This window comes from uncultured Marinobacter sp. (genome assembly GCF_913055835.1).
Lineage (GTDB): Bacteria > Pseudomonadota > Gammaproteobacteria > Pseudomonadales > Oleiphilaceae > Marinobacter.
In genome coordinates, this window is the sequence record NZ_CAJXKQ010000009.1 from 56,536 (window position 1) to 82,433 (window position 25,898).

General features: G+C 56.9%; 24 protein-coding genes. 16 read left to right on the top strand and 8 right to left on the bottom strand.

The annotated features are described in order from the left end of the window. Positions 1-85: 85 nt before the first annotated feature. The 6 genes from QZ534_RS07230 (at position 86) to QZ534_RS07255 (ending at position 7,992) form a co-directional block, all read left to right on the top strand. Positions 86-751, top strand: coding sequence for a response regulator transcription factor (locus tag QZ534_RS07230; RefSeq protein WP_296933179.1), 666 nt, complete (start codon positions 86-88; stop codon positions 749-751). Further along, positions 738-2,093 (top strand): sensor histidine kinase, encoded by a 1,356-nt coding sequence (locus QZ534_RS07235; protein WP_296933181.1) that lies wholly within the window; start codon positions 738-740, stop codon positions 2,091-2,093. The genes QZ534_RS07230 and QZ534_RS07235 overlap by 14 nt, the downstream gene beginning before the upstream one ends. Continuing rightward, positions 2,090-2,548 (top strand): Cd(II)/Pb(II)-responsive transcriptional regulator, encoded by a 459-nt coding sequence (gene cadR / locus QZ534_RS07240; RefSeq protein ID WP_296933183.1) that lies wholly within the window; start codon positions 2,090-2,092, stop codon positions 2,546-2,548. The genes QZ534_RS07235 and cadR overlap by 4 nt, the downstream gene beginning before the upstream one ends. A 236-nt stretch (positions 2,549-2,784) precedes the next feature. Then, positions 2,785-5,061, top strand: coding sequence for a stalk domain-containing protein (locus QZ534_RS07245; protein ID WP_296933185.1), 2,277 nt, complete (start codon positions 2,785-2,787; stop codon positions 5,059-5,061). Positions 5,062-5,134: 73 nt separating this feature from the next. After that, positions 5,135-6,475: a hypothetical protein gene (locus tag QZ534_RS07250; protein ID WP_296933187.1), complete on the top strand. Its 1,341-nt coding sequence runs from the start codon at positions 5,135-5,137 to the stop codon at positions 6,473-6,475. A gap of 107 nt (positions 6,476-6,582) precedes the next feature. Continuing rightward, positions 6,583-7,992 (top strand): aldehyde dehydrogenase family protein, encoded by a 1,410-nt coding sequence (locus QZ534_RS07255; protein ID WP_296933189.1) that lies wholly within the window; start codon positions 6,583-6,585, stop codon positions 7,990-7,992. A 63-nt stretch (positions 7,993-8,055) separates the two neighbouring features. Here the strand turns inward: QZ534_RS07255 and feaR are convergent, their stop codons facing one another. Beyond that, a complete protein-coding gene (feaR, locus tag QZ534_RS07260) occupies positions 8,056-8,970 on the bottom strand; it encodes a transcriptional regulator FeaR (protein ID WP_296933191.1) in 915 nt (304 codons plus the stop codon). A gap of 262 nt (positions 8,971-9,232) precedes the next feature. Between feaR and QZ534_RS07265 the strand changes: the two genes are divergently transcribed. Then, the gene (locus QZ534_RS07265; RefSeq protein WP_296933192.1) at positions 9,233-9,886 is read left to right on the top strand and encodes a cation transporter; all 654 of its coding nucleotides are present in this window, start codon (positions 9,233-9,235) and stop codon (positions 9,884-9,886) included. Here the strand turns inward: QZ534_RS07265 and QZ534_RS07270 are convergent. Beyond that, on the bottom strand, positions 9,883-10,800 hold the full coding sequence (locus tag QZ534_RS07270) for an AEC family transporter (protein ID WP_296933195.1): 918 nt from the start codon (positions 10,798-10,800) through the stop codon (positions 9,883-9,885). The genes QZ534_RS07265 and QZ534_RS07270 overlap by 4 nt on opposite strands. A 172-nt stretch (positions 10,801-10,972) precedes the next feature. Between QZ534_RS07270 and QZ534_RS07275 the strand changes: the two genes are divergently transcribed. Next, on the top strand, positions 10,973-11,680 hold the full coding sequence (locus QZ534_RS07275; protein ID WP_296933196.1) for a Crp/Fnr family transcriptional regulator: 708 nt from the start codon (positions 10,973-10,975) through the stop codon (positions 11,678-11,680). A 92-nt stretch (positions 11,681-11,772) separates the two neighbouring features. Here QZ534_RS07275 and wrbA read toward each other — a convergent pair whose 3' ends face one another. Further along, positions 11,773-12,372, bottom strand: a complete 600-nt coding sequence (gene wrbA, locus QZ534_RS07280) for an NAD(P)H:quinone oxidoreductase (RefSeq protein WP_296933197.1) — start codon at positions 12,370-12,372, stop codon at positions 11,773-11,775. A 166-nt stretch (positions 12,373-12,538) separates the two neighbouring features. Between wrbA and QZ534_RS07285 the strand changes: the two genes are divergently transcribed. After that, entirely contained in the window at positions 12,539-13,228 is a 690-nt protein-coding gene (locus QZ534_RS07285; protein ID WP_296933198.1) for a hemolysin III family protein, read from the top strand. Here the strand turns inward: QZ534_RS07285 and QZ534_RS07290 are convergent, their stop codons facing one another. Then, positions 13,229-13,792, bottom strand: coding sequence for a YIP1 family protein (locus QZ534_RS07290; RefSeq protein ID WP_296933200.1), 564 nt, complete (start codon positions 13,790-13,792; stop codon positions 13,229-13,231). It lies immediately after the preceding gene. A gap of 73 nt (positions 13,793-13,865) precedes the next feature. Here QZ534_RS07290 and QZ534_RS07295 point away from each other — a divergent pair, with 73 nt between their 5' ends. From QZ534_RS07295 to QZ534_RS07305, 3 genes are all read left to right on the top strand, one after another. Next, on the top strand, positions 13,866-15,023 hold the full coding sequence (locus tag QZ534_RS07295) for an NnrS family protein (RefSeq protein WP_296933202.1): 1,158 nt from the start codon (positions 13,866-13,868) through the stop codon (positions 15,021-15,023). 258 nt (positions 15,024-15,281) lie between these two features. Continuing rightward, complete coding sequence (locus tag QZ534_RS07300) at positions 15,282-16,874, top strand: antiporter (RefSeq protein ID WP_296933204.1); 1,593 nt, start codon at positions 15,282-15,284, stop codon at positions 16,872-16,874. Between the two features lie 161 nt (positions 16,875-17,035). Next, entirely contained in the window at positions 17,036-17,452 is a 417-nt protein-coding gene (locus QZ534_RS07305) for a globin (RefSeq protein ID WP_296933206.1), read from the top strand. 104 nt (positions 17,453-17,556) lie between these two features. On the opposite strand, the gene QZ534_RS07310 is transcribed toward QZ534_RS07305, so the two are convergent. Both QZ534_RS07310 and QZ534_RS07315 read right to left on the bottom strand, forming a co-directional pair. Then, positions 17,557-19,059, bottom strand: a complete 1,503-nt coding sequence (locus QZ534_RS07310) for an MFS transporter (protein WP_296933207.1) — start codon at positions 19,057-19,059, stop codon at positions 17,557-17,559. Between the two features lie 47 nt (positions 19,060-19,106). Further along, positions 19,107-19,568 carry a universal stress protein gene (locus QZ534_RS07315; protein ID WP_296933210.1) on the bottom strand — a complete coding sequence of 154 codons (462 nt, stop codon included), beginning with the start codon at positions 19,566-19,568 and terminating at the stop codon, positions 19,107-19,109. A gap of 309 nt (positions 19,569-19,877) precedes the next feature. Between QZ534_RS07315 and QZ534_RS07320 the strand changes: the two genes are divergently transcribed. Then, positions 19,878-21,239, top strand: coding sequence for a nitrate/nitrite transporter (locus tag QZ534_RS07320; protein ID WP_296933211.1), 1,362 nt, complete (start codon positions 19,878-19,880; stop codon positions 21,237-21,239). Positions 21,240-21,338: 99 nt separating this feature from the next. Next, on the top strand, positions 21,339-21,797 hold the full coding sequence (locus QZ534_RS07325; RefSeq protein WP_296933213.1) for an EVE domain-containing protein: 459 nt from the start codon (positions 21,339-21,341) through the stop codon (positions 21,795-21,797). 24 nt (positions 21,798-21,821) lie between these two features. Here the strand turns inward: QZ534_RS07325 and QZ534_RS07330 are convergent, their stop codons facing one another. Beyond that, on the bottom strand, positions 21,822-23,174 hold the full coding sequence (locus QZ534_RS07330) for a hypothetical protein (protein ID WP_296933215.1): 1,353 nt from the start codon (positions 23,172-23,174) through the stop codon (positions 21,822-21,824). A 221-nt stretch (positions 23,175-23,395) separates the two neighbouring features. Here QZ534_RS07330 and QZ534_RS07335 point away from each other — a divergent pair, with 221 nt between their 5' ends. Next, entirely contained in the window at positions 23,396-24,217 is an 822-nt protein-coding gene (locus tag QZ534_RS07335; RefSeq protein ID WP_296933216.1) for an ion transporter, read from the top strand. Between the two features lies 1 nt (position 24,218). Here the strand turns inward: QZ534_RS07335 and QZ534_RS07340 are convergent, their stop codons facing one another. Then, positions 24,219-24,590: a SirB2 family protein gene (locus QZ534_RS07340; protein WP_104321597.1), complete on the bottom strand. Its 372-nt coding sequence runs from the start codon at positions 24,588-24,590 to the stop codon at positions 24,219-24,221. A 123-nt stretch (positions 24,591-24,713) separates the two neighbouring features. Between QZ534_RS07340 and QZ534_RS07345 the strand changes: the two genes are divergently transcribed. Further along, a complete protein-coding gene (locus QZ534_RS07345; protein ID WP_296933220.1) occupies positions 24,714-25,898 on the top strand; it encodes an NnrS family protein in 1,185 nt (394 codons plus the stop codon).

Below are 25,898 nucleotides of genomic sequence, written 5' to 3' on the forward strand. Positions count from 1 at the left end.
AATGACGAATTATTTAGCGTTCAGGCTGGATTCAGTTAACACAGGGATACTGAGCCGCTGAGATTCACTTCTGAAGGACAGACTTATGCGTTTACTGCTCGTCGAAGATGACCGACTACTGGCCGACGGTCTGGCCCGTCAGCTTGAAAAGGCGGGTTTCAGTGTGGATTCAACGTTTACTGCCAAAGAAGCCTTGATGCTGGCAGAACAGGAGGATTATCGGGCTGTTGTCCTGGATCTGGGCCTGCCTGACGGCAACGGGCTGGACGTTCTGCGCAAGTGGCGAATGAACAGGGCCAGCTTCCCTGTCCTGATTCTGACCGCCCGTGGTGACTGGCAGGACAAAGTAAACGGCCTGAAGGCCGGGGCCGATGACTACCTGGCCAAACCCTTCCAGACCGAAGAGCTGATTGCACGGCTGAACGCCATCATTCGAAGAAGCGAAGGGCGGGTGCACGCTCTGGTGAAAGCCGGCAATCTCGAGCTGGATGAGAATCGCCAAAGCCTGAAACTTGCCGATGGCACTGAACACAGTCTCACGGGAACCGAGTTCCGTTTATTGCGGTGCCTGATGAGTCGACCAGGCCACGTGTTCTCGAAAGAGCAACTCATGGAGCAGCTCTACAACCTGAACGACAACCCCAGCGAGAACGTCATTGAGGCCTACATTCGCAGGCTCCGAAAGCTGGTAGGCACGGACACCATATCGACACGACGTGGCCAGGGGTATCTGTTTAATGACCTCGTTTAGGAAACCGGTCTCGGTAAAGGGCACCCTGCTGGCGCTGCTACTGCCTGCCGGCATCCTTCTAATGGCCCTCGCATGGCTGGTGCATGGACTTCTCCTTGACCGCATGTCCCGGCAATTCGTGGAAACCCGGCTTGAAGACGAAGTCGCTTTCCTTGAACACCAGATTCGCGATTCCAATGGGCAACTGGACGTTCTCCAGACCGGTGATTATTTCCAGGAAGTTTTTCACCACGCCTTCGCTATCCATTCCGATTCCCGGACCATCATCTCTCCGGAAACCTGGGCGCCCCTGTTAATGCCGCTTCTGGAGTCCGGGCAGGAGGGTACGCTGCGCGTCAGTGACGCCCGGATTGCCGAAGCGCCCTCGGATATCCTTGCCTACCGGAAGTCCTTTCGCGTGAACGACCAGCCCATTGTGGTGATCGTTTCCGAGGACCTTGGTGCCTTGAGTCGTAGCCAGACCGAGCTTCATGCCTGGACAGCTGTTGTTTCCCTGCTGCTGATCCTGCTGCTGGTTGGCGTTCTCTGGCTGGGCATCAACCTGTCCATGCGCCCCGTGGTGAGCCTCAAGGCAGCGTTAAAGCGTTTGCAGGATGGCGAGATATCGCGGATTGATGTCAAAGCGCCCGAGGAATTCCAACCTCTGGTGCTGCAGCTTAACCAATTGCTCGACTCCCTGGACCAGCGGCTGGAGCGTTCCCGGGACGCGTTGGCCAACCTATCACACAGCGTTAAGACGCCTATTGCCGCCGTTCGCCAGATTCTGGAGGATACCGACCGCCCTCTCCCCAACGACCTCAGGCAACAAATGGCCGGTCGTCTCGACGATATCGACAGACAACTGGAAGCAGAAATGCGACGCAGCCGGTTTGCCGGTCCACAGGTTGGCAAAAGCGCCTACCCTTTGAAGCAGGCCCGGGACCTTCTGTGGATGCTCGGCCGGCTGTACCCGGCAATATCCTTCGAAATGTCGACCGTCCTGACTGAAGAGAGACGCTGGCCCATTGAAGAACACGACCTGAACGAGGTGCTGGGCAACCTTCTGGACAACGCCGGGAAGTGGTCCACCAGATTCGTGGAGCTTGGCCTGAACGAGGACCGGCAGGGGTTTACCATCACCGTTGAAGACGACGGCCCGGGAATTCCTCCGGACGCGCTGGACACCCTGGGCACCCGCGGTCTGCGCCTGGACGAACAAACGCCGGGGCACGGCCTGGGGCTGGCCATCGTTCGGGAGATTACAGAACGCTATGGTGGTACCCTGACTTTCTGCTCCGGCTCGATCGGAGGGCTGAAGGCAACGGTGCATTTTCCGGGCACAACCGGGGGGATCAAACAGTGAAAATTGGTGAACTCGCTAAGACAACAGCCATTCCTGTTGAAACCATCCGCTACTACGAAAAGATCGGCCTGCTGCCGGAACCGGACAGAGATGACAGCGGCTACCGCTCCTACCGCAATGCCCACCTGGAACGCCTTCTCTTTATCAAACGCTGTCGCAACCTGGATATGGCCCAGGACGAGATCCGCGAGCTGATACGGCTGGCAGAAGAACCGGAAGCGGATTGCAGCGAAGTCGATGCCCTGCTGGCCCGCCATCTGAATCACGTGCGGGAACGCCTGAAGGAGTTGGCGAGCCTTGAAGATACGCTCGAGCAGCTTCAGGAAGCCTGCTCCGATGGTCGCACTGTGCGGGAATGCGGCATTCTCGGGGGACTCAGCTCGGAGCTTGAAACACCCGAGCCCGAGGACCGCCACAACCACGTTCCCGGCACCCATGGGCCTGGCAATAACTGAAACACTTCCACCCACTGACCATCTCCCATCCAACGAGCAGCCGCTGTCTGCAACCCATCCGGCACGATTCTAAAAAACTCTGGCAGTCATTCAAAAGCCTCCTAGCCATCGAAATGATATTTCTATGTCTTACAGATGCACGGTTAGGTTCGCCTGCCCCTGGAACAGCCGGGTTGGCATTAGTAGCTCGGCTGAACTGATTTTCATGCTCACAGCAAAAATTGTCAGGAGTCATTATGTACAAGAATAAACTCGCACTCTCGGTCGCTCTGGCCTCGTCGTTGTTCGTTGCCAGTCCAATGGCATTCGCGCACGGGGGCTCAGCGGATTATATGCCAGTCTCGAAAGCGCTGATTTCATCAGGTGCCAGCTACCAACTGAGCCAGGACAAAAGCGAATTACTCGTCACCTCCGGAGACCGGGAATTCCGGGTCCCTTTGGGGGAAAAAACTGCCTATTTCAATGGCGACCAAATTGAATTATCAGCCCCTGTAAAGCTGCATGACGGCGAGATTCTCGTAGAGAGGAGCTTTGCCAATGACCTATTTTCCGGCCATGTTACCCAAAGCCTTAAAATTGCCAATAAATCCCATCCTCTGGACCCGTTATCGGCAGATGAGATCACCACGGCAGCAAATGCAGTAAAGGCTTCCAAGCACTGGAAGGATGCGATTCGCTTCACGCAAATTAGACTTGCCGATCCCAGTAAAGAAAAAGTCTGGGATTGGTCATTTGGCGAAGGCCACGATTTCGCACGTCAAGCCATTTTTACGGTCGTGGACGGCAGGAAAGTATACGAAGGCACCGTCGATCTCGACTCTGAAACTGTCGTCAGTTGGGACTACATCGAAGGTGCCCATGGCATGGTGACGTTCGATGATTTTCTCGCAGTACAGGAGATCGTTTCAAACAGTGAGGCCTACAAGAAAGCTCTGAAAAAGCGGGGTATCGACGACGTGGACAAGGTTGTCGCGACGCCGCTGACCGTAGGCTATTTCGGCGGGGATGATGGCCTTGAGCATGAATTAAAGCTGTTGAAAGTGGTGTCCTATCTCGACGTTGGGGACGGTAACTACTGGGCGCATCCGATCGAAAACCTCGTGGCCGTCGTCGACCTGGAAAAAAAGAGCATCCTCAAGATCGAGGACGATGGCGTCATTCCCGTTCCAATGGCCCCTCGTCCTTATGATGGACGTGATCAGGAAAAAATCGCTGATGTGAAACCTTTGATGGTGGTGCAACCGGAAGGCTCCAACATATCAATGGCCGGCAACACCATCCAGTGGCAGAACTGGAACTTCCATCTGAAGCTCAACTCCCGCGTTGGGCCCGTCATTTCCACACTGACTTATAACGACCAGGGCGAAAAACGGAAAATCATGTACGAGGGATCACTGGGCGGCATGATCGTGCCCTACGGAGATCCTGACGTGGGCTGGTACTTCAAGTCTTACCTGGACTCGGGCGATTACGGCATGGGCAACCTGACCTCTCCTCTGGTTGGCGGCGTCGACACTCCCAATAACGCGACTCTACTGCCGGCGACCCTGGTCGATAACGGAGGCGAGCCCTTCACCATTCCAAACGCGATTGCGGTTTTCGAGCGCTACGCCGGACCAGAATTCAAGCACACGGAAATGCTGGGCAGCAGCCCCGGCAACGAGAGCCGCGAACGGCGAGAACTGGTTGTGCGTTGGGTAAGCACCATCGGCAACTACGATTATATGTTCGACTGGATTTTCATGGCCAACGGCAATATCAAGCTGACTGTCGGAGCGTCAGGTATCGAGGCGGTGAAGGCGGTGAAATCGCGCACCATCCACGACGAAACTGCCGAAGAAGACACTCGCTACGGCACCTTGATCGACCACAACATCGTTGGCACTACCCACCAGCACATCTACAACTTCCGACTGGATCTGGATGTTGATGGCGAACAGAACAGCCTGAAGGAAATCAATCCGGTAGTCGCGGAAAACACAGCGGGCGGCCCACGAGAGAGCGTGATGATCACCAACGAGCGGGTTGTTTCCACCGAACAGGAATCGGTGCAAAAGTTCGATCCGTCAACCGTCCGTCTGATGACCAACCCCAATAAAGAAAACCGAATGGGCTACCCGGTTGGCTACCAGATCATCCCGTTTGCCGGTGGCACCCACCCCATCGCTAAAGGTGCTTTGTTCAGCGAGGACGAGTGGCTGTTCAAACGTGTCAGCTTCATGGACAAGCAGATCTGGGTCACTCAGTACAAGCCAGAGGAGCGTTATCCGGAAGGCAAATACCCGAACCGGGCCAAAACTGACACGGGGCTGAAAACCTTTGTTGCGGATAACGAGTCTATCGAGAACGTCGATACGGTGCTCTGGATGACGACCGGTGCCACGCACGTAGCTCGAGCAGAGGAGTGGCCCATCATGCCGACTGAGTACGTCCACTCGATGCTCAAACCATGGAACTTCTTTGACCAGACCCCAACCCTGAATCTGCCCGAGCAAGAGACACCGGAGAACTGATTCGCTGAAAACGGGACACCATCCAGGCAGGGAAGCCTGAACACAAAAAACAGAGATACGGGAATCATAAGAGATGAAACATCAGCATTTCATGAAAAGCATTCTGTGCCTGGCTGCGGCCGGATTGTCGGCACCGGCTTCGGCCTACAACGTCTACAACCAGAACGGTACAGAATTGAATCTGGATATCGAGGCAGCTCTGGGTGTCTTTTCCAGCCAGGAAACCTACAACCTTGGCGCCAAAACCCAATCTGGTGATTCGCAGTGGCAGGAGGGTTACATCAAGTATGGGCTTTCCGGCAGTCAGCGTGTCGGCTCTGGCAGCCAGATATATGGCGCAGTGAATCTGGTCTCCTCAGGGACCTGGGGCGATGGCGATGCCGGAGGCATTACGTCCGGTAACGAGCGGGAAACCGATCTGGAAGATGCCTACCTCGGCTGGCGCTCCGGGACTCTGATCCCGGCGCTCGGAGAGGACGGTCTGGATTTTTCCGTAGGCCGTCAGCAGTTCACCATCGGCGACGGATTCCTGATCAATAGCGACGCCCTGAATTTTGGCGATGCACTGAATGGCGGGGGCCTGGACTTTGACCGGGGAGGCGCCTACTGGCTTGCAGCCCGCAAGGCCTTTGACCAGACCGCCATTGCCCGCATTGGAGGCTCGGACGGCCTGCGTGCCGATCTTTTCTGGCTGGCCTCTGACAACAAAGCTCAGGCTGAGATGGAGCTTGCAGGTTTAAATGCGGAATATGTGACTTCACAAGGTACCTTTGGTCTGGCTTACATCGAAGGGCTGGACGTTGATGACACCTTCGCCCCTATCCTTGGGTATGGTTCAAGAGACGGGCAACAAACTACAAGCCTCCGCTATCAGGGCAATGGGGGTGTCGATAACCTGTTCCTCTCCGCCGAGATTGTCAATCAGGAAGCCGGAGCAGGCTCTGATGAGAATGCCAAGGCGTGGTACGCCGAGGCAGGCTGGACCTTCAGCGAGACCCGCTGGTCACCCAGCGTCAATTACCGATATTCGAGCTTCGATGAGGGCTTCGACCCGCTGTTTTTCGGCTTCAATCGGGGCTACGGCACCTGGTTTCAGGGTGAAGTCGCCGCCAACTACGCCGGACCGTTCAACTCCGATGCCTCCGTGCATCACGTCGGCCTGAAGGCAACCCCCTCAGAAACCCTGAGTATTGGCGCGCTCTTCTTCGATTTCACTGACACCGCAGGCGGTACAGGGAATCTGAACGCTCAGGAAGTGGATATCTATGCCGAATGGGTGGCAGCGCCACATCTGATCCTCAGCCCTCTCGTTGGCTTTTATATGCCTGACAAAAGTGCCTCAGAGGGAGGCAGCCAGATCGGCAGTGACGACACCAACGCTTACGCTCAAATCATTGCCATTGTTCCATTCTGATCCATCTCCACCAGCCGTGCCGGAGACTCTGCCCAGGGACCAAACCATGGGCAGTTTTAACGGATTCTCAGTCTGGCTCTAACAAACACATTTGGGAGCGCATTGTTATGCAAACCTTTACGAATCTGGTGAATGGCAAAGCTGTTGAAGCAGCCGAGCACCAGGAAATCTTCAATCCCGCCACTGGCGATTTTCTGGGGTTAGCGCCTCTGAGCAGCGACCAGGATGTGAACGACGCAGTCATTGCGGCCCGCAAAGCACAGAAAATCTGGGCGAACACCAGTGACCAGGAGCGTCAGGAGACAGTTACACAGGTAGCCCAGGTACTTCAGGATAACTCGGAATACCTGGCCGAACTGATCACACGCGAACAAGGCAAACCTCTGTCTGGTCCCGGTTCCCGCTTCGAGATGCAGGCGTGCGTGGGCTGGACACAGGTACCAGCAGCATTGTCACTACCTCCGGAAACCGTCTACGAAGACGAAGAACGCAAAGACACACTCCACCGGGTGCCTCTCGGTGTTGTCGCGGCGATTGCCCCCTGGAACTGGCCTCTGATGATTGCTATCTGGCAGATCATCCCCGCCATCCGCATGGGCAACACGGTGGTTCTGAAGCCGTCTGAATACACGCCGATTGCAACCCTGGAAATGGTCCGCCTGATAAATCAGGTGCTGCCTCGGGGTGTTCTGAACACCGTTTCCGGAGACGGCCGCATCGGAGCCGCCCTGACCAGCCACCCCGACATCGACAAGATCATGTTCACGGGCAGCGAGTCGACAGGTCGACGTATTATCGAAGCCTCCTCGAGAAACCTGGCTCCGATCACGTTGGAGCTCGGCGGCAATGACCCCGCCATCGTGGTTCCAGGCACGGACGCCAAGGCCATTGCAGAAGGGCTTTTCTGGGGTGCCTTCCTGAACATGGGGCAGACCTGCGCCTGCATCAAGCGGTTGTACGTCCACGAAAACGACTACGACCAGCTGGTTGCGGCCCTTAGCGAACTTGCCCGCCAGATGCCCATTGGCGACGGCATGAACGAGAACAATCTGGTCGGCCCGCTTCAGAACGAAATGCAGTACAGCAAGGTGAAAGAGCTGGTCGAGGATGCCAGGGCCAATGGCTGCGAGGTCATGGAATTCGGCGATACACCTGAAACAGGCTACTTTCTTCCTGTAACTCTGGTAGGCAACATCCAGGACGGGCAAAGGCTGGTGGACGAGGAGCAGTTCGGCCCGGCACTGCCAATCGTCCGCTATAAAAACGTGGACGAAGCTGTCGCTTCTGCCAACGGTTTGTCGGCGGCCCTTGGCGCCTCCGTCTGGGCCAACAGTTCAGAAGAAGCGCAGCCGGTTGCCATGAGGCTCGAAGCCGGGACCGTCTGGATCAACCAGCACGGTGCCATCCATCCCATGGTACCTTTTGGTGGCAACAAAGCCTCCGGCTATGGGGTCGAGTTTGGCCTGGAAGGACTGAAAGCGGTCACCCAGCCCAGAGTTATCAGTATCAAGAAATAAAGCGTCGGCGTCACTGCCCCTTCCGGGAGCTGCCAGACTCAAGGGCCTGACAGCTCCCCTTTTTCAGGACATACGGCCCTGACAGAAGCTTGAGGGGGTCACCCCAAAGTGCTGTCTGAAAGCGGTAGAAAAGGCACTTGGGCTGGCAAAGCCGAAACGGTACCCAACTTCGGTCAGATTCACCTTGCCCTTTGACGTCTTCAGATAATCAGCACACATTTCCAGCCGCTGAGTCCGGATATACCCGGACACGGTCAGGGATCGGGCTGAAAACGCGCGGTAAAGTCCTCGAACCGAGGTGCCGGTGGTGTTTGCCACCATCCGCGCGCTCAGCTCGGATTCTCCAATGTTTTCCCTTATGTACGAGGCGGCTTGCAGGAATATGCGCTCACCGGGGCTGTTCTGTCCTACGCTTCGGATCACGGAGGGTTTGATCAGCATGATCAGTGAATCAATGATCGCGGCGCCTTCTTCCTCATCAAGACTGTCGTAATCAGCTGCCCCGCTAATCAACAAGTTGGCAACTCGGGCAATGTGACTATCGGAGGGAATGCGAACACCAAGCTCGATTCCTGACACGTTCAATGTCCGCTCTATGATCGCGCGTGGCAGGATCAGGGAAATCTGCTCAGATTCATTATCATAGGTAAAGCTGAAAGGAAGAGCGGAATCTACCAGGACAATATCCCCTGCTTGGAGAATGGACCCATTACCAGCCTGCTCAACCCGCGACTTTCCGCGAAGCTGGAACACACAGAAGAATTCCGGAGTGACACAACGACGGATTTCGCTTCGGCCACGAACAAGCTGCGCGCCACGGATGGTAACGTGGGACATATCCAGTGCGCTGGAGCCCATTTTGCTGATGTTTCCGGAGAATTCCTGTTTGAGAGGTTCTGCCGAAAAAGGCCCGCAGATCTGGTTTACATCACTGATCCAACGATCAAATCCTACCTTTGGAGAGGTGTTTCCAAGCATGACTTGTCCACCGAAATCGGCATTTATGATTATTTGTACAGAGACTGACCAGTTCCTTCGTATATGTCAAGAGCCGTTATTTGGCGCCATTGAGAGCGATTAGTAAGCAACTCGATACCCAATAACCAATCTACCTTCTTGCTTTTGAATCGCTTTTTTAGCCGTTCCGGAAGCGATGCGTGTATGAAATCTTATCGATGAGGCTTGACCCTGTAGCAACTACAGGGTTTTTAATAAAGGCATTCGAATACAGGAGGTCTTTATGGCGTGCAGTTGTTCTGCCCCCGAACCCAAATCCCCTGCCCCGGGCTTTCGCAGGGCGTTATGGATCGCCTTGTGGGTCAACCTGGCCATGTTTGTCGTGGAAGGCATCGCCAGCCTGTCATCGGGCTCTGTCTCGCTGATGGCGGACGCCATCGATTTCTTCGGCGACAGCGCCAACTACATTCTTTCTCTCACAGTCCTTTCCATGGGGATGCTCTGGCGTGGGCGTGCAGCGATGGTTAAGGGCGTTACCATGGCGGTGTTTGGCCTGGTGGTCTGGGGGCGTGCAGTCTGGGTAGTTCAGGCCGGCATTACACCGGAACCGCTGACCATGGGGGCTGTTGGCCTGTTGGCACTTGCCGCCAACGTGGGCGTGGCCATAATACTGTTCAAATTCCGTGAAGGGGATTCGGACATGCGCTCGGTCTGGCTGTGCAGCCGAAACGACGCCATCGGGAACGTGGCGGTGATGATTGCGGCCCTGGGCGTCTTCGGCACCGGCACTGCCTGGCCCGACCTAATCGTGGCCGCGATCATGGGTACGCTGGCGATAACAGCCGGTATCAGCGTGGTGCGTCACGCCCGTAGCGACATCGCAGAAGCCAAAGCCGGCGAGCCCCAGGCCTCAGCTGCACCCTCAAGCAGTCGCTAGAAGGCCAGCGAAATCATAACCGGTATGAACGCCAGGGCAAACAGCGTGGTAAGCAACACGGTACCCGCTGCCTGCCTTGGCGACGTATCCAGCAAGGTGGCGATGACCACGGTGTTGGCGGCAATCGGGGTTATCGAGATCAGGAACATGGCCTTGTGTACGGCCGGTTCATAAATACCCAGAACTGCTGAATCAAGCCACCAGAACACGATGGCCACCAATGGCCAGATAACGAATTTCCCGAAAAACGCGAGGGCCGTAAAACGGACATTGCCAGCCAGTCCGCGAAAGCTGGTGATGCTCATGCCGATGATCATCATGCCCAGAATGCTGTAGGCGCCGCGGAGATTCTCGAACAGCGGAACGAAGATATCCGGTATACCAATGCCGGCCAGATTCAGGATGACTGCCGCCAGGAAGGCGTATACCGACGGGAGCTTCAGTACCCGCCAGAGCGCATCTCTGATGCTGTAGCGTCCTCTCGCCGCCAGGTAAAAGCCCACCGAGTTCTCGAACAGCGTGGTGCCGAGCATGCATACGATGTACAGCCCGAGCCCCTCTTCCCCGAACAGCAGCAAGGCCACGGGCACCCCGAAGTAGCCGGTATTCCCGGAGCCGACACAGAGGGGAATGATGTTGGCACTGCCGTCTGCAAGAACCTTCTTTGCCAGTTTTAACTGCACGATTCCGAGAACCGACGAGATACCAAACACCAGAAACGGCAGCAGGATAACTTCCGGAGAGAGCGGCGCTGCCATGACTCCCGAGAACACCACGGATGGGGTCACGATATACAACATGATGCCGGCGATATGGCGACCACTGGCTTCAAGGTATCGGCCAGCAACCCAACCCAGGGCGACCGTTACGTAGAGCGGAATAAGCTTGAAGAACAGGGCGAAGGCTGCGGCCATCGGGACTCCATGAGGAAAGGGGAAACTCCAGCGACAGGTGCGGGAGTCTATCACTGAACGTTCATCAGATCGCGATATCGACTCAGTGAAAAAGCCTTAATGATTTAAGTCATTTCAAAAGATGCTTCTCTGATACCATAATTTCACTGACACTCATAACAGGGTCAACGCCATGAACAGCATTTTCAGGCCAGACGTTTCCTCCGCCCCGTGCATGCTGGGAGATAACAACCCGGAGATTATCCAGCAGGATGCCGCACCGGAGTCGACGGCTCTGCTCAATGGCCTCAGTCGGGTCTTCGGTATTCGCCTGGCAGGGCACGAGAATGACCCGGACGCCCGGTTTCTGGCAGACCTTGCCCGCCTGTTTCACCTTTGCAGGGTGGAGCCCGAAACCGCAATGGAAAAACACGACACGCCCTGGGCCAACGTATACCTGGTTCAGTACGGCATTCTTCGGCTGTTCCGGGAAGCACCCAGCGGCAAAGTGTCCGTGCATCACTTTTTTTCCGAAGGCGATATGATCTGGCCGGTTTTTGGCCGCAGCCGAACCGTCCGAAATACCCTCTGCCTGACGTCGGTAACGCCGGTAACGGCCTGGGTTGCTGACTTCGCTGCGTTCCGGTCTGCAATCCAGTCCCACGGTGAGGGGCTCTGGCCCCAGTTCGCTCTTGCCCTAACGGAGGAGATCGCTGAGCTGACCAGCATGAGAGAGTTCCGCAAGCACACCATGCCGGCAAGAGAACGCTACAAGTTATTGCTGGAAGAATACCCTGAACTGGTCAAACGGGTGCCGGATAATCAACTGGCATCGTGGCTCGGTGTCGTGCCGGCGACCTTTTCCCGGCTGAAGACCGCAACGGCAAAACGCGGGTCCTGAGCCTAAAAGCCAACCCGATAAAACATAAAAAAGGGCAGCAAGCCCTCGCCTGCTGCCCTGGAAAACGCTCAACGCTTTGCTGAAATTCAGGTTCAGCCGTGCAGCTTCACTGCCAGCTGGGCAACGTGCTTGCCCTGGAACCGGGCGATCGACAGTTCCTTTTCACTCGGTTGCCTGGAACCGTCACCACCGGCGATGGTTGACGCACCATAAGGTGTTCCTCCATTCACTTCCGAGATATCAAAGAACTCGGGAATGCCGTAACCAAGCGGCACAATCACCATGCCGTGGTGGGCCAGAGTGGTCCAGAAAGAGCTGATTGTATGCTCCTGCCCACCACCGGTGCCGGTGGAGGTAAACACGCTGGCCACCTTGCCGTGGAGTTTTCCCTCAGCCCACAGTCCGCCGGTCTGGTCCAGGAAGGTCCGCATCTGCCCGGCCATATTGCCGAACCGGGTCGGCGTGCCAAAAATCACCGCATCGTATTCTGCCAGTTCTTTCGGGTCGGCTACGGGCGCTTGCTGGTCTGACTTGCCGCCAGCGCTCAGGAACGCCTGATCAGCCATGGTTTCAGGAACCCGCTTGATCGTAACCTCAGCGCCTTCGACATCTTTGGCGCCTTCGGCAACGGTGTTTGCCATTGTTTCGATGTGGCCGTACATCGAGTAATAGAGAACAAGTACTTTTGCCATGGATCAAACCTCCTATGTTTTGGAAACGTTATACGCATGCTAACCAGAGGCAGACTCGAGAGAAATCGGAAGTTTTCCGACAGGTCATTCAGTTTTTCTGAACAGGATCACAGGTTGGTTTCGACCGCCCATTGCGTACACGTGTACGCTCAAGTATTTTAGGGCCATGGCTAATAGGGAAGACCACTCAGTGACAGCAACTCAATCCGCCGCACAGACAATCCATCACCGAATCGAAGAATGGGTGAACAGCGCCACCCACGGGCTGGGCGCGATACTAAGCGTTGTAGGCACGGCTGCGTTGATCCTCGGCGCCAGTCAACTCGGGGATGCCTGGAAGATTGTCAGTTTCAGTATTTTCGGTGCCTCCCTGATCCTGCTCTACATGGCTTCGGCTCTGTATCACGGTGCCCGGAAGCCAGAACTGAAGAGGGCATTCAAAACCCTTGATCATTGCGCCATTTTTCTGCTGATCGCGGGCACCTACACGCCGTTTCTGCTCGTAAACATGCGGGGAACGGTGGGCTGGACACTGTTTGCCGTGATCTGGTCACTGGCGATCACCGGCGTGGTGCTGAAGGTTATTTTCAAGAACCGTTTCAAGCTCGCCAGGGTTGGCATCTATGTGGCCATGGGCTGGCTGATTACGTTCGCCTCCTCCGATCTGGTGGCAAACCTGAGTGAAACAGCCCTGAATCTGACCATTGCCGGCGGCATTGTCTACACCGCCGGTGTCGCCTTCTATCTCGCCGACCGCATTCCCTACATGCACGCGATCTGGCACCTGTTCGTGATCGGCGGCAGCGCCTGCCACTTCAGTGCCATCTATTTTGGCGTGCTGCCTCACACGGTCTGATCAGAACGCCCAGACCATCGCCATCAGCACGCCCCACGCCAGCAGTGAAGCCGCCATCACCGTGTAGGTGGCGGACATGACCACGACATCGTTATCGCCACGTTCGCAGAATGACCGAACGCCCTGATAGACCAGTGCGCAGGACAGAAACAGAGCGGCAAAAACCGCAACAACACTCACCGCCAGCAGGGGCACCAGCAACGCCAAGGATGACAGCCAGAGCGGTAGCGGTGCGATAGCAGCCAGCAAATAGGCATCCTGATAACTGATTTTCAGTTGATGGCTATCCATGACGGCGTGGATAAGCCACCCCATCACAAAGAAGGTGAGCAACTCCGCCAGGAACAGAATGGTGGTTATAAACCGCCACTCCTTGCCACCGAAGCCCTGCATAAACGCGTCGCCGTATTGCGTGCCCGCGTAATAGAGCAGCACCGGCGGCAGAAACGACATCGGGACGACCACCACCCACGCCAGGAATGGAATGGACAGATCCAGGCGCCGCAGCTCTGACCAGGCGCCATTGCCAGAAAATGGTAGACGGGCAAGTTGTGTAATATTCATGATGCACCTTTAGAATGTTTCCCGCGTTATTTTTACTGATAGTTTCGGTGCGCCCAACGGTCAAGGACACGAGATGACTTCAGACAACTCGGCCATACCCAAAAAGAACATTCATGCGTTCTGGCTGTTTTTCCCGGCGGCGGCACTTCTGGCCGCAATGGTGGTCCCCCTATCCGTTCAAAGCGTTCTCTCAGGCTCAGGCTGGCCTCCGGGTTTTCTCGGTGCCGGACACGGACATGAACTGATTTTCGGTTTTGCCCTGGCCCTGATTGCCGGTTATACCCTTGGCCCCCAGCCCCGAGGCGTCCTGATGGTGCTATTCCTGCTGTGGCTACTGGCCCGGATCACCTGGATGTTGGTTCCTGGCAGTTTCGTGGCCCAACTCCTCAGCCCGGCTTTTGCGATATTGCTCGCCCGCTATGCCGTACCCAGATTCCAGGCTGCCAAGAAATGGCGCAACCGAATGGCTGGCCCGCTTATCCTGGTTCTTTGTCTTTTGTCACTGGCTTTCTGGCTTGCCAATAGCCCCCTGACAGAAGACTTTCAGCCAATACCGGAAACCCGCCGGGTGATGATGGCGGCCATTGTCGGGTTGCTGATGCTGATGACGTTCATCGGAGGCAGGCTCATTGCGCCGGCTGTGGCAGGAACACTGGAGAAGCGAGGCATTCCCCTCGCGGCGAGGGTGCAACCGCAGATTGAAGGGGCGCTGCTGATCATTCTGCCGCTGGCACTGGTGTTGATTGTTGTGCCGTTCGCGGCACCGGCCGCAGGACTTCTGTTGCTGGCGTCTGCCGTTCTGATCGTCATTCGCACCACTCGCTGGAAACTGTGGCGCTGCGCAAACCGGCCGGATCTGCTGGTTCTCGCCCTGGGCTATCTCTGGCTGGCAGCAGGCGCCGGTGCCACCGGGTTCAGTATTCTGGAGGGAACTGACCCGATTCCCTCCATGCACCTGATCACCATCGGGGCTCTCGGAACTCTATCCGCCAGCGTGATGCTCCGGCTGGCCTGGCAGCGCGCCAAAAGGATCACGCCACCCTCCTGGCAGGTTGTCGGGATCGCCATCGGCATGGCCATCGCAGCACTGGCCCGTTTTGCTGCGGGCATTACGCCTTTCGCCAAACCCGGCCTGCTCTGGCTCTCGGCCGCAAGCTGGTCCTGCATCTATTTCTTCGTGGCATTCCAACTCATTGCTCTGTTCCGGCACAGCCAGAATCGACGGAAATGATTGGCTACCTCCACTGCGCTCACGACTGAAATGACTACCCATTCCGGGATATCACCATCGCATCTTATTGAATTAAATGCGTTTTCAGAACCAAAAACACGAGGGGAATACCACCCGAAAACCGGCCAGAGCGAACGGCATTTTGTCCTTGAGAAATATCAAGAATGACTCCCCGCCTCCGTTAGCACAATGGTGTCGAGAAGCCCAAGCGCCACCAGAAACGGGGCCGAGGGCATGTTAACCGAGGGAGTCAAAAACATGGCCAAAACCAACGCAGACATCGAAAACTGGGATGTCGAAAGCGAAGAATTCTGGGAGCGGGAGGGCAAGCGTATTGCTTCCCGCAACCTATGGATTTCCATCCCCAGCCTGTTGATGGGCTTTGCCGTCTGGCTGATGTGGGGAATGATCACCACCCAGATGAAGAACCTGGGGTTTCCTTTTACCATTGATCAGCTGTTTACCCTGTCTGCGATTGCAGGCCTGTCGGGCGCCACCCTGCGGATCCCGGCCTCCTTCATGATCAAGATTGCCGGCGGGCGAAACACGGTGTTCCTGACCACCGCCCTGCTGATGATTCCTGCTGCCGGCACCGGCATAGCGCTGATGAACCCGGATACGCCATTCATCGTATTCCAGGCCCTGGCACTGCTCTCCGGCATTGGTGGCGGTAACTTCGCCTGCTCCATGAGCAACATCAGCACCTTCTACCCGAAAAGCAAACAGGGCTATGGCCTGGGTATGAACGCCGGTCTCGGCAACTTCGGCGTCACCACCATGCAGGTGGTCATTCCGCTCGTGATGACTGTCGGCATCTTCGGCGCCCTCGCCGGCGACCCGATGCAATTGCAAAGCCCGAGCGGCACCCTGATTGGCCGCATCGAAGCGGGCACCGACACCTGGATCCAGAACGCCGGGTTTATCTGGCTGGTATTCCTGATTCCGCTGGCGTTTGCCGGCTGGTTTGGCATGAACAACCTGAAAGTGGTTACCCCGAATCCGGGCAACCCGCTCTCCGCCTTCGGCAAGATTCTGGGACTCTATGGCGTAGGCATTCTCGCCTCTATCGCAGGCGTCTGGGCCCTCGGCGTACTGAACATGTGGCTCGCCCTGCCCCTGACCATCGTGCTCACACTGATCCTTCTGCGACTGATCCCCGGCGATATCAAGCCCAACATCCAAGCCCAGTTTGCGATCTTCAGCAACAAGCACACCTGGTCCATGACTGTGCTTTACATCCTCACCTTCGGTTCGTTCATTGGCTTCTCCGCTGCCCTGCCCCTGTCTATCAGCGTTATCTTCGGCAATATGATGGAAGTGGCGGCTGATGGCACGGTAACCCGTGTGGTGAACCCGGATGCGCCGAGCGCACTGACCTGGGCCTGGATGGGGCCGTTTGTCGGCGCCCTGATTCGCCCTGTGGGTGGCTGGATTTCCGACAAGGTGGGCGGATCCATTGTTACCCAGATCATTTCGGTTGTGATGGTTGCAGCTTCCGTGGCCACCGGCTATGTGATGATGCTGGCCTACAACTCCACCGATCCTAATACCTACTTTGCGCCGTTCCTGATCCTGTTCATCATCATGTTTGCGGCCAGTGGTATCGGTAACGGTTCCACCTTCCGCAGCATTGGCTTCATCTTCAACCAGCAACAGAAAGGCCCGGTTCTGGGCTGGACCTCCGCGGTTGCCGCCTACGGTGCCTTCATCGCCCCCAGGGTGATGGGACAGGAAATCCAGGCGGGCACTCCGGAAGTGGCCATGTACGGGTTTGCGGTGTTCTACGCACTCTGCCTGGTGGTTAACTGGTGGTTCTACCTGCGCAAGAACGCATACATCAAGAATCCCTGATATCAGCCCCCTGTAAAAACCGGCGCCCGACAAGGGCGCCGGTTTTTTTGTGCCTGTGTTTTATCGAAGGCTGCCTTCTTGCCTGCACCAATGACGCCGCCAGCCGCAAATGCTACATTCGAGATATTGGATTAAACTGCGCCAGAACCGGGGAGCCTGCCATGTCCTTCGAAGAACTCTTCGACGCCAGCTACGAACGCGTTCTGCAGTCCTCTCCCGAGTTCCCTGACTTCTTTGAGGCCTTCTATCGACGGTTCCTGATGTCTTCGCCGGAGGTGCGAGCATTGTTTCGCAATACCGATATGGCGGTTCAGCGGAGTATGCTGAAGAAATCCTTTTTCAGCCTGGTAGCGTTTTACGCCAGCGGCAACGTGGACGATGTCCTCCACCGGATTGCCTGCCTGCACAGCGCCCGCCATCTAAGTATCAAGCCCCACCTCTATGACCTGTGGCTAGACTGTCTGACGGACACTGTACGAACCTATGACTGGGAGTGCAGCGATGACATCGAGCTGGCCTGGCGGTTGGTCCTGAGCCCCGGAATCACCTACATGAAGTTCAGCTATGACCACTTCTGATCCGGGGCACAGGAGGACAGGCCTGATCACCGAAATGCTGTCCCTCCAAACGCAAAAAAGCCGCCGGGCAATGCCTCGGCGGCTTTCTCTTCGACAGTTACGGGTTAGCTGGTAGCGGCAGCCTGCCGGCGACGCTCCTCTTCCTCGATCTGCAGATCCACAGAAGACACGTGGTATTCCTCGGAGAATCCGCTTTCCGGCTCTTTCAGCCACATGATGCACAGCAGCCAGCTGATAAATGCGCCGCCGGCAATGATGTAGAAGAACTGGGTCGGGGTTACGAAGGTGAAGATGGTCAGGTACACCACCGCACCCACGTTGCCATAAGCGCCCGCCATACCGGAAATCTGGCCGGTGAGACGCCGCTTGATGGAGGGGATAATGCCGAAGGTCGCGCCTTCTGCACCCTGCACGAAGAAGGAGGTGAATACGGTAATGCCCACGGCAATAATCAGCGGCCAGTTGGAGTTCATCAGGCCCATGAGCGCAAAGCCCACGGAAATGCCGAACATGTAGCTGAGCATCACGAACCGGCGGTTACCCATACGGTCTGACACCAGGCCACCCATGGGGCGCGCCACCAGGTTCACGAAGGCAAAGGAGGCAGCGATAAGGCCGGCAGCGGTCGCGCTCAGGCTCCAGGTTTCCTCGAAGAACATCGGCAGCATGGATACCACCGCCAGCTCGGCACCAAAGTTCGCGAAATAGGTGCTGTTCAGGGCGGCAACGCTGTTGAACGGGTACTTGTCGTCTTCAGGCACGCCCTTTTTCAGGATCGGGACATTCACCCGCAGGATCTGGATAATCTGGTAGGTTACGATGGCCACAATCACCGCGTAGCAGATGGCCGCTCCAGTGGCGCTCAGGTAGCCCATGTTCTCGATTCGCCATACCAGAATGCCGAGAACACCCACCAGGGGAATGGTCCAGAGGATCAGCTTGATCATGTCGCCCCAGCTGCTGACTTCCAGCGCTACGGCCTTGCGGGGCTTGCGGTGGACTGTGCCTTCAGGGCCGTCGGTAATCGCAAACCAGTAATACACACCGTAGGCCGCCATCACGATCGCGCTCTGGGCGATGGCCCAGCGCCAGCCGTCTTCACCGCCATACATGTGCAGGGCGATGGTGGGCAGGGTGATAGCCGCCGCGGCGGAACCGAAGTTGCCCCAGCCTGCATAGAAACCTTCGGCAAAGCCGATGTCTTTGGGCTTGAACCACATGGCAGTCATGTGGATGCCGACCACGAAGCTGGCACCGATGGAACTGAGAACCAGACGGCTGACCAGCAGTTGAGTCATGGTGTTACCAAAAGCAAACACCAGAGCGGGAATAGCCATCAACACCATCAACACGGAGAACACCCGGCGCGGCCCGAAACGGTCCAGGGCCATGCCCACGATGATCCGGGCAGGAATGGTCAGTGCCACGTTACAGATGGCAAACAGGCGGAGGTCATCAGCGGTGAGCCAATTGACGCTTTTGAGCATGCTCGATGCCAGCGGCGCCATGTTGAACCACACGTAGAAGGTAATAAAGAATGCAATCCAGGTCAGGTGCAGTGCCCTGACTTCCGGATTCTTGACGCGGAAAACGTCTGCGACTTTCATGTCAGCCTCCCTGGGCTTTCAAATACAGAAACGGTTGCTAGCCAGACTCAACGGCTGGGCAGAATAAGAAGCGGGCACTGGATGCGGCGGGCGAGGAAGGAACTCACGCTGCCGAAGGTCATGTAATCCAGTTCGTCCACGAAATAGGTCAGTGAGCGGGCGATGAAGCCACCGTCAGGCTCATGGCTGTGGCGGGCAATCACCAGCATGTCCGGGTGGACCTTCTTTTCCGCGGCAAACAGCAGCATCTTTCGGGCATCGCCCTCCAGCACCATATTTTCCGCGGAGACCTGCTCCCTCTCGCACACTTCCATGGCCTCGGCGATGTGTTTTTTCAGATCGCTCAATTCTTCCTGGAACAGGTCTTCGTTTCCGGAGGTGATGTCCCGGGGATTCTCGGCAACTGCAACCAGGGTGATTACAGGTTTGAGATCGCGAAACATGGTGATGGTCTGAGCCAGTGCCAACCTGGCATTTCGCGATCCGTCATAGGCAATCATGATTTTCATTTCTGGGTTCTCCCGAGGGCGTTTTGCCCCCCTTTCAAAGGCGATTTCAAAAGGCATCCATTGATATCTGTCAGCATTAGCCCACACTCTGGTGGCGCCCATAATTGACGTATATCAACCCTTTCAACGCGTACCCCACGAGAGAAATCAAGGGCCTATCCCCTGCGCGCCAAAACCCTCCAATTGCCTACCACTACTGCACCCAACAGGAGGTACCTCCAATGCCCCGCATGGAAAAACCCTGTTTTTGGTATGGTTTAAGAGGTGCTTTCGGAGAGCACTCGACGGATATCTGAAAGGAGGGGAAACATGGCCACTAGCCCGACAAAACCCGAGCAATATCGCGCGCTGGGTTTATCCACTTTCGCCTTCACCCTGTGCTTTGCGGTGTGGACCATTTTCTCCATCATCGGGATTCGCATCAGCGAAGATCTCGGTTTGTCCGATACCCAACTGGGGCTGCTGATGGCGACCCCCATTCTCACCGGCTCGATAAGTCGGCTTTTCCTGGGCATCTGGACAGACCGGTACGGCGGCCGCTGGGTGTTCGGTATTCTGATGCTCACGACCGCCGCCTGTGTGTACCTGCTCACCTTCGCAACCACGTACATCATGCTCCTGGTGGGCGCTCTCGGCGTGGGTCTGGCCGGTGGCGCCTTTATCGTGGGTGTGGCGTACACCGCAGCCTGGTTTGAGCCGGAGCGTCAGGGAACGGCCCTGGGCATTTTCGGCGCGGGTAATGTGGGCGCGGCAGTAACCAACTTCGGGGCCCCGTTTTTGCTGGTGGCGTTCGGATGGGAAAGCACCGCCCAGATCTACGCCACGGTGCTGGCGATCATGGGTGTCGTGTTCATTCTGCTGGCCAGGGAAGATCCCCTGGCGGCAGAGCGAGCGGGCGGCAAGTCAAAATCCTTTCTGGAGCAGATGGAGCCTCTGCGAGAGCTGAGGGTCTGGCGTTTTGCCCTGTACTACTTCTTCGTGTTCGGTGCTTTTGTAGCTTTGGCGCTCTGGCTGCCCCACTTCCTGATTGGCGTTTACGGCCTGGACATCAAAACCGCCGGTATCATTGCCGCGCTCTACACCATTCCGGCTTCTCTGTTCCGGATTCTCGGCGGCTGGATGTCAGACCGGTTCGGCGCTCGCCGGGTAATGTACTGGACCTTCGGCGCTTCGGTTCTGTGCACCTTTTTGCTGAGCTACCCGCCCACCGATTACGTGGTTCAGGGTATTGATGGCGATATCCGCTTTACCCTGGCCATGAACCTGCCCATGTTCGTGGCGCTGATCTTTATCCTCGGATTCTTCATGTCTCTCGGCAAGGCCGCCGTGTACAAGCACATTCCGGTTTACTACCCCATGCACGTCGGCGCTGTAGGCGGCGTGGTTGGCATGATTGGCGGGCTTGGAGGGTTTATCCTGCCACTGACCTTCGGCGTACTGAACGACCTTACAGGCATCTGGCAGAGCTGCTTTATGCTGATGTTCGTGATCGTTGCAGCTGCCCTGGCCTGGATGCACTACGCAATCCGGTCTGCCGAGCGGGTCGAGTGGGCTGCCAATGAGGAGCGAACAGACCTCCCGGAGCTGGCCTCGCCACAACTGTTTTACCCACTGAACCGAAAAGTGCCCAAAGAACCGTTGGCGCCACCGCCAACAGCCGGGAAATCATAGACTACCGTAACGATTGCCCCTCGTTGCCCCGCACTGCGGGGCTTTTTCGTATAATGGCGGCACTGCAATGAGGCTGATTCGGTAAACGGGAGAACCATCATGGCGAAGTGGCTGGTTAAATCAGAACCTGCGGAGTGCGGCATCGAGGATTTCGCCAAGGCGCCGGAAGGGATCATCCCGTGGGACGGCGTGCGCAACTACCAGGCCCGGAATTTTCTGGCCCGCATGGCAGAAGGCGACGAGGTTTTCCTCTACCACTCCAGCTGCAAGCACATCGGGATTGCCGGTATCGTGAAAGTCGTTCGCAGCGCCTATCCGGACCCGACCCAGTTTGACCCGGAATCGCCCTACTACGATGGCAAGAGCACAAAAGAAAAGCCCCGCTGGCAGGCTGTAGACATGAAGTATGTCCGCACCCTGCCACAGCTGATCCCGCTGGATAAGCTAAAGACCATGGCCGGGCTTGAGAACCTGCCTTTGGTCCGGAAAGGAAACCGGCTTTCCGTCATGCCGGTGAGTGAAGAGGAGTGGCAAATCATCCTTAACCAGGCTGGCTGAGACCAGGGATCTGCCATCGGCTTGTCACTCGTCGTGGGGAATCGGATCCGGGCTGCGATCCCAGCCCACCAGCGCCAGGGTTGCCACCACGCCAATCAACAGCCCCATCCAGGGTTCAAAGAACGCCAGGGCGGCGCCAATCAGAACCACCGTGCCCCGGGAGGCATTATCCCTCGGGATCGACATGGCAATGTAGGCACAGGCAAAGCCGGTCAGCACCAGGGTCAGCGACAGCGCCACGCCCAGCAGCGGTTTGAGCCCGGTCAGCAACGGCAGCAGGAAGAAGATGAACGGCAGGCCCATCAGGTAGTAGGAGGCCAGCCCGCTGTGCAGGCTGTTCATGGCCTTCGGCCCCTGCTTCCAGCGCTGGACGACAATTACATGCACCCCGGTCCAGACCGCGCCCTGGGTCGGGAAGAACGGCGCAACAATGCCCATGATCGCGTTGCGGATCGAGAGGGAAAAGTGGGTGCGGTTGAGGTTGATGTCCACATGCTCGTCTTTGCGTACCTTCAATCCGTCCCTGAGCACTTCGTTGCCGGTAACCAGATCACCAAACAGGATAATGTAGGCAATCAGTGCCAGCGGAATACTCTGGAGAATCATCTCGTGTGACGGCCAGCCAATGACCAGCGGTGACACTTTCGCCAAAGCCTCGCCAAGGGGCGGCACCAGGAATCCCCACTGGATATCGAAGCTCACCTCGCCTACCAGCGGCCCGACGATCGCGGCCGCCAGGAATCCTGGCAACAGGCCCAGGGCGCCTAGCATGAAGAAGAACCGGCTGCGTTCCTTGAGCTTCTGCATCGGAATCGAAAAGGTGAAGATCAGGCAGATGGCGCAGGCAAGACCGGTGGCAATCGGCTGCTCAAGCAGAAAGCGTTCGGCATCATCCACGAACACCCGCTTGAGCGCGGCAATGGAGGCTCCCAGGATAATGCCTGCCTTGAGGGTGTCGGGCAGCCAGATCACGAAACGCCGGCCCAGGCCGGTTATCCCGAGAAACAGCACAAGGGTGGCAAATACCAGGCTCAGCGCGGTCATTGCCTGGAACCGGCTGACCGGGTCCTCATAGCCGCCTATGACAAACGCCAGAATCAGGGGCAACGCCGGGGTAATCCAGCCTCCCGCGTAAGGCTCACCAAAAACGATCACCGCCGAGGCAATCAGGGAGGCGTGAATCATGGACAGTGCGACGGCTTCTTCAAAACTCAGGCCAAAGAAGGCGGTCATCACGGGAATCAGCGCCAGGCCAGTAGCAGCGGAAACAAACAGCCCCTGCAGGAACTCGGACCAGCACAGGCGGGTATGGTAAAACGGCACGCGGAAGGTAAACGGCCCCCAGCGCCAGCCGGCTAACTCCGGTCTGTCTTCCATGGAATGTCACTCGCTTTTGGTATTGTTGTTTGTAACCTGATTATGGAAAGGGTTTGTCCATCGCACGAATGAATATTTCTGATCAAGCTGAATAAATCATGCTTATTACGTGCGGCCGTTCCGCTGGCAGGCGCGCCCGATCATCAGCCAGGCTATCCAATTCCGTCTCAGCCCTTTAGAATTCTGCCCTCCCCCCGAACTGTCTGGAGCCGAAGTCTGCCATGTCGTCCTCAATAAGCCCTGCCTCCGGTTTCGAGAAACTCCGCCGCATTGAGTCCAGCAAGGTTTTTCAGGGCGCCGTCATTACCATCATCATCCTGTCGGCACTGACCATTGGCGCTAAAACCTATGACCTGCCACCCCTGGTGGAAAAGTCGCTGATCGTGATGGACAACGCCATCACCCTGTTCTTCCTGGTGGAGATCCTGTTCCGGTTCGGTGTCTGCGCCAACAAGAAGCGATTTCTGTTCGACGGCTGGAACCTGTTCGATACCCTGGTGGTTATCGGTAGCCTGATTCCTCTGGATAATTCCGAAGCGGTATTACTGGGGCGCCTGTTGCGGGTTTTCCGGGTGTTGCGTCTGGTGTCGGTGGTGCCGGAACTCAGGTTCCTGATCAACTCGCTGTTGAAAGCGATCCCTCGCATGGGCTACATCGCCCTGCTGATGTTTATCATCTTCTACATCTACGCGGCCATGGGTTCCATGTTCTTCGCCAGCGTGGACGAGGAGCTGTGGGGCGACGTAGCCATTGCCATGCTGACCCTGTTCCGGGTGGCCACTTTCGAGGACTGGACCGATGTGATGTACGCCACCATGGAGCAATACCCGCTCAGCTGGATCTTCTACATCACCTTCATTTTCCTGACGGCGTTTGTATTCCTGAACATGATGATCGGGGCGATTCTTGAGGTCATGAGTGAGGAGCACAATGCCAAGCAGGCCCAGAAGGCCCACGATGAGCGGGATGAGATTGCTCGCCAGCTCCGGGCCGTTCAGGTGCAGCTGGCGGAGCTGACGAAGCAGGTCAGCGAAAAACGCTGACTCAGAACGGCTTGGTCATCGCCAGATGCAGAATCGCGCTCACCTGCACCAGGGCAAGCACGGCGGCTGAAATTCGAACGGGCTTGCCCAGGGTGGTCTTCAGAGCGAATACGCCGGCAATGATGTAGCCGAACAGCAATACGATCTTGGCAATCAGCCACCCGGGCATGGCCGAGGCGTAGCCGGCGACAAAGACCAGGGAAATGGCCGCGACCAGCAGAATCGTGTCGTTGATATGGGGAATAAACCGCAGCGGGGTCTGGCGCCAGCCCGGCCGGCCGACCGCGTCCAGCAGCAGGCGCAGGGCAAACAGCGTGATGGTCAGGTACGCGGTAGTCATGTGCAGGTGTTTCAGGATCATGTACGACGTCATGAAAGTTCCCTTGTAATTGAATGGGTTGCACCTATTGTACGCAATCTACCTCCAAGCAGGTATGGTTAACAAAGTCGGCAAGGTTTAACATATACACAGAATACATGTATATGGGAGACATCTATGTGGGCCATTCCGACTTGCCCTGATCGGGCGTCTGCCAGCGTCGGTCAGTTATTTTCCTATCCGTTCCGGATATTCTTTCTGTCCATGACCGTTCTGGCCCTAGCCGCCATTCCCCTGTGGGTAATGCAGGTAAACGGAGTTATCCGCCTGCCTCTGGCAATGCCCGGTTTATTCTGGCACCAACACGAAATGCTGTTCGGGTTCCTGTCGGCAGCAATCGCGGGGTTCCTGCTGACTGCCGTTTGCGTATGGACCCAAACCGAGCGTACCCACGGATTCAGGTTAGTGCTGCTGTGGGGCGTCTGGCTTGCAGGCCGTCTGCTGCTGGCAACCGGTGCCGACCTGCCGTACTGGCTGGTACAGGGCGTGAACCTCGCTTTCCTTCCTCTGGTAATGGTGGATGCCGGCTGGCGAATCTGGCACGCCCGGCAAAAACGGCAACTGATGATCATGGTGGTGCTCGGGCTGCTCTGGCTGATGCAGATCGGCTTTGTAACCCGGCTCGATATGACTTTCAGTTACGGCGCCCTGATCATGGCCATGGCACTGATCAGTATTATCGGTGGTCGCATTACTCCCGCATTTTCCACCGGTTGGTTGCGCCAGCGGGGCCTCGACAGCAGCGCCGTGAAAACGGTTCCCGCCCTCGATATGGCAACGATCTTCAGCCTGATTCTGCTGATGGTCTCTCTGGTCACTGGCTGGCAAACGGTGACCGGAGTGCTGGCGTTGCTGTCCGGTGCGCTTATGCTGGTGCGTCTGGCGGGCTGGAAAGGCTGGCTAGTTCGCCAGGAACCCCTGCTCTGGATTCTGCACCTGTCCATACTCTGGGTGCCAGTGGCCCTGTTCCTGCTGGCAGGCACACTGTTCGCAGGCTGGCCTTCCAATGCCTGGAGCCATGCCGCCGGCACCGGGGCAGTGGCGTGCCTGATTTTGGGGGTTATTGCCCGGGTCGCACTCGGCCACAGTGGCAGACCACTGGTTTTACCCAGGGGGATGGTACTTGCCTTCATCGCCATTCATCTGGCGGCGCTGGTACGAGTACTCACAGCCTTTGAAATCATTCCATGGCACGGCGGCATTGGCAGCAGCACCCTGCTCTGGCTGTTTGCTTTCGGTATGTTCCTCTACCGGTACACCGGTATCCTGGCCAGCCCCAGACCGGATGGTCGCGAAGGCTGA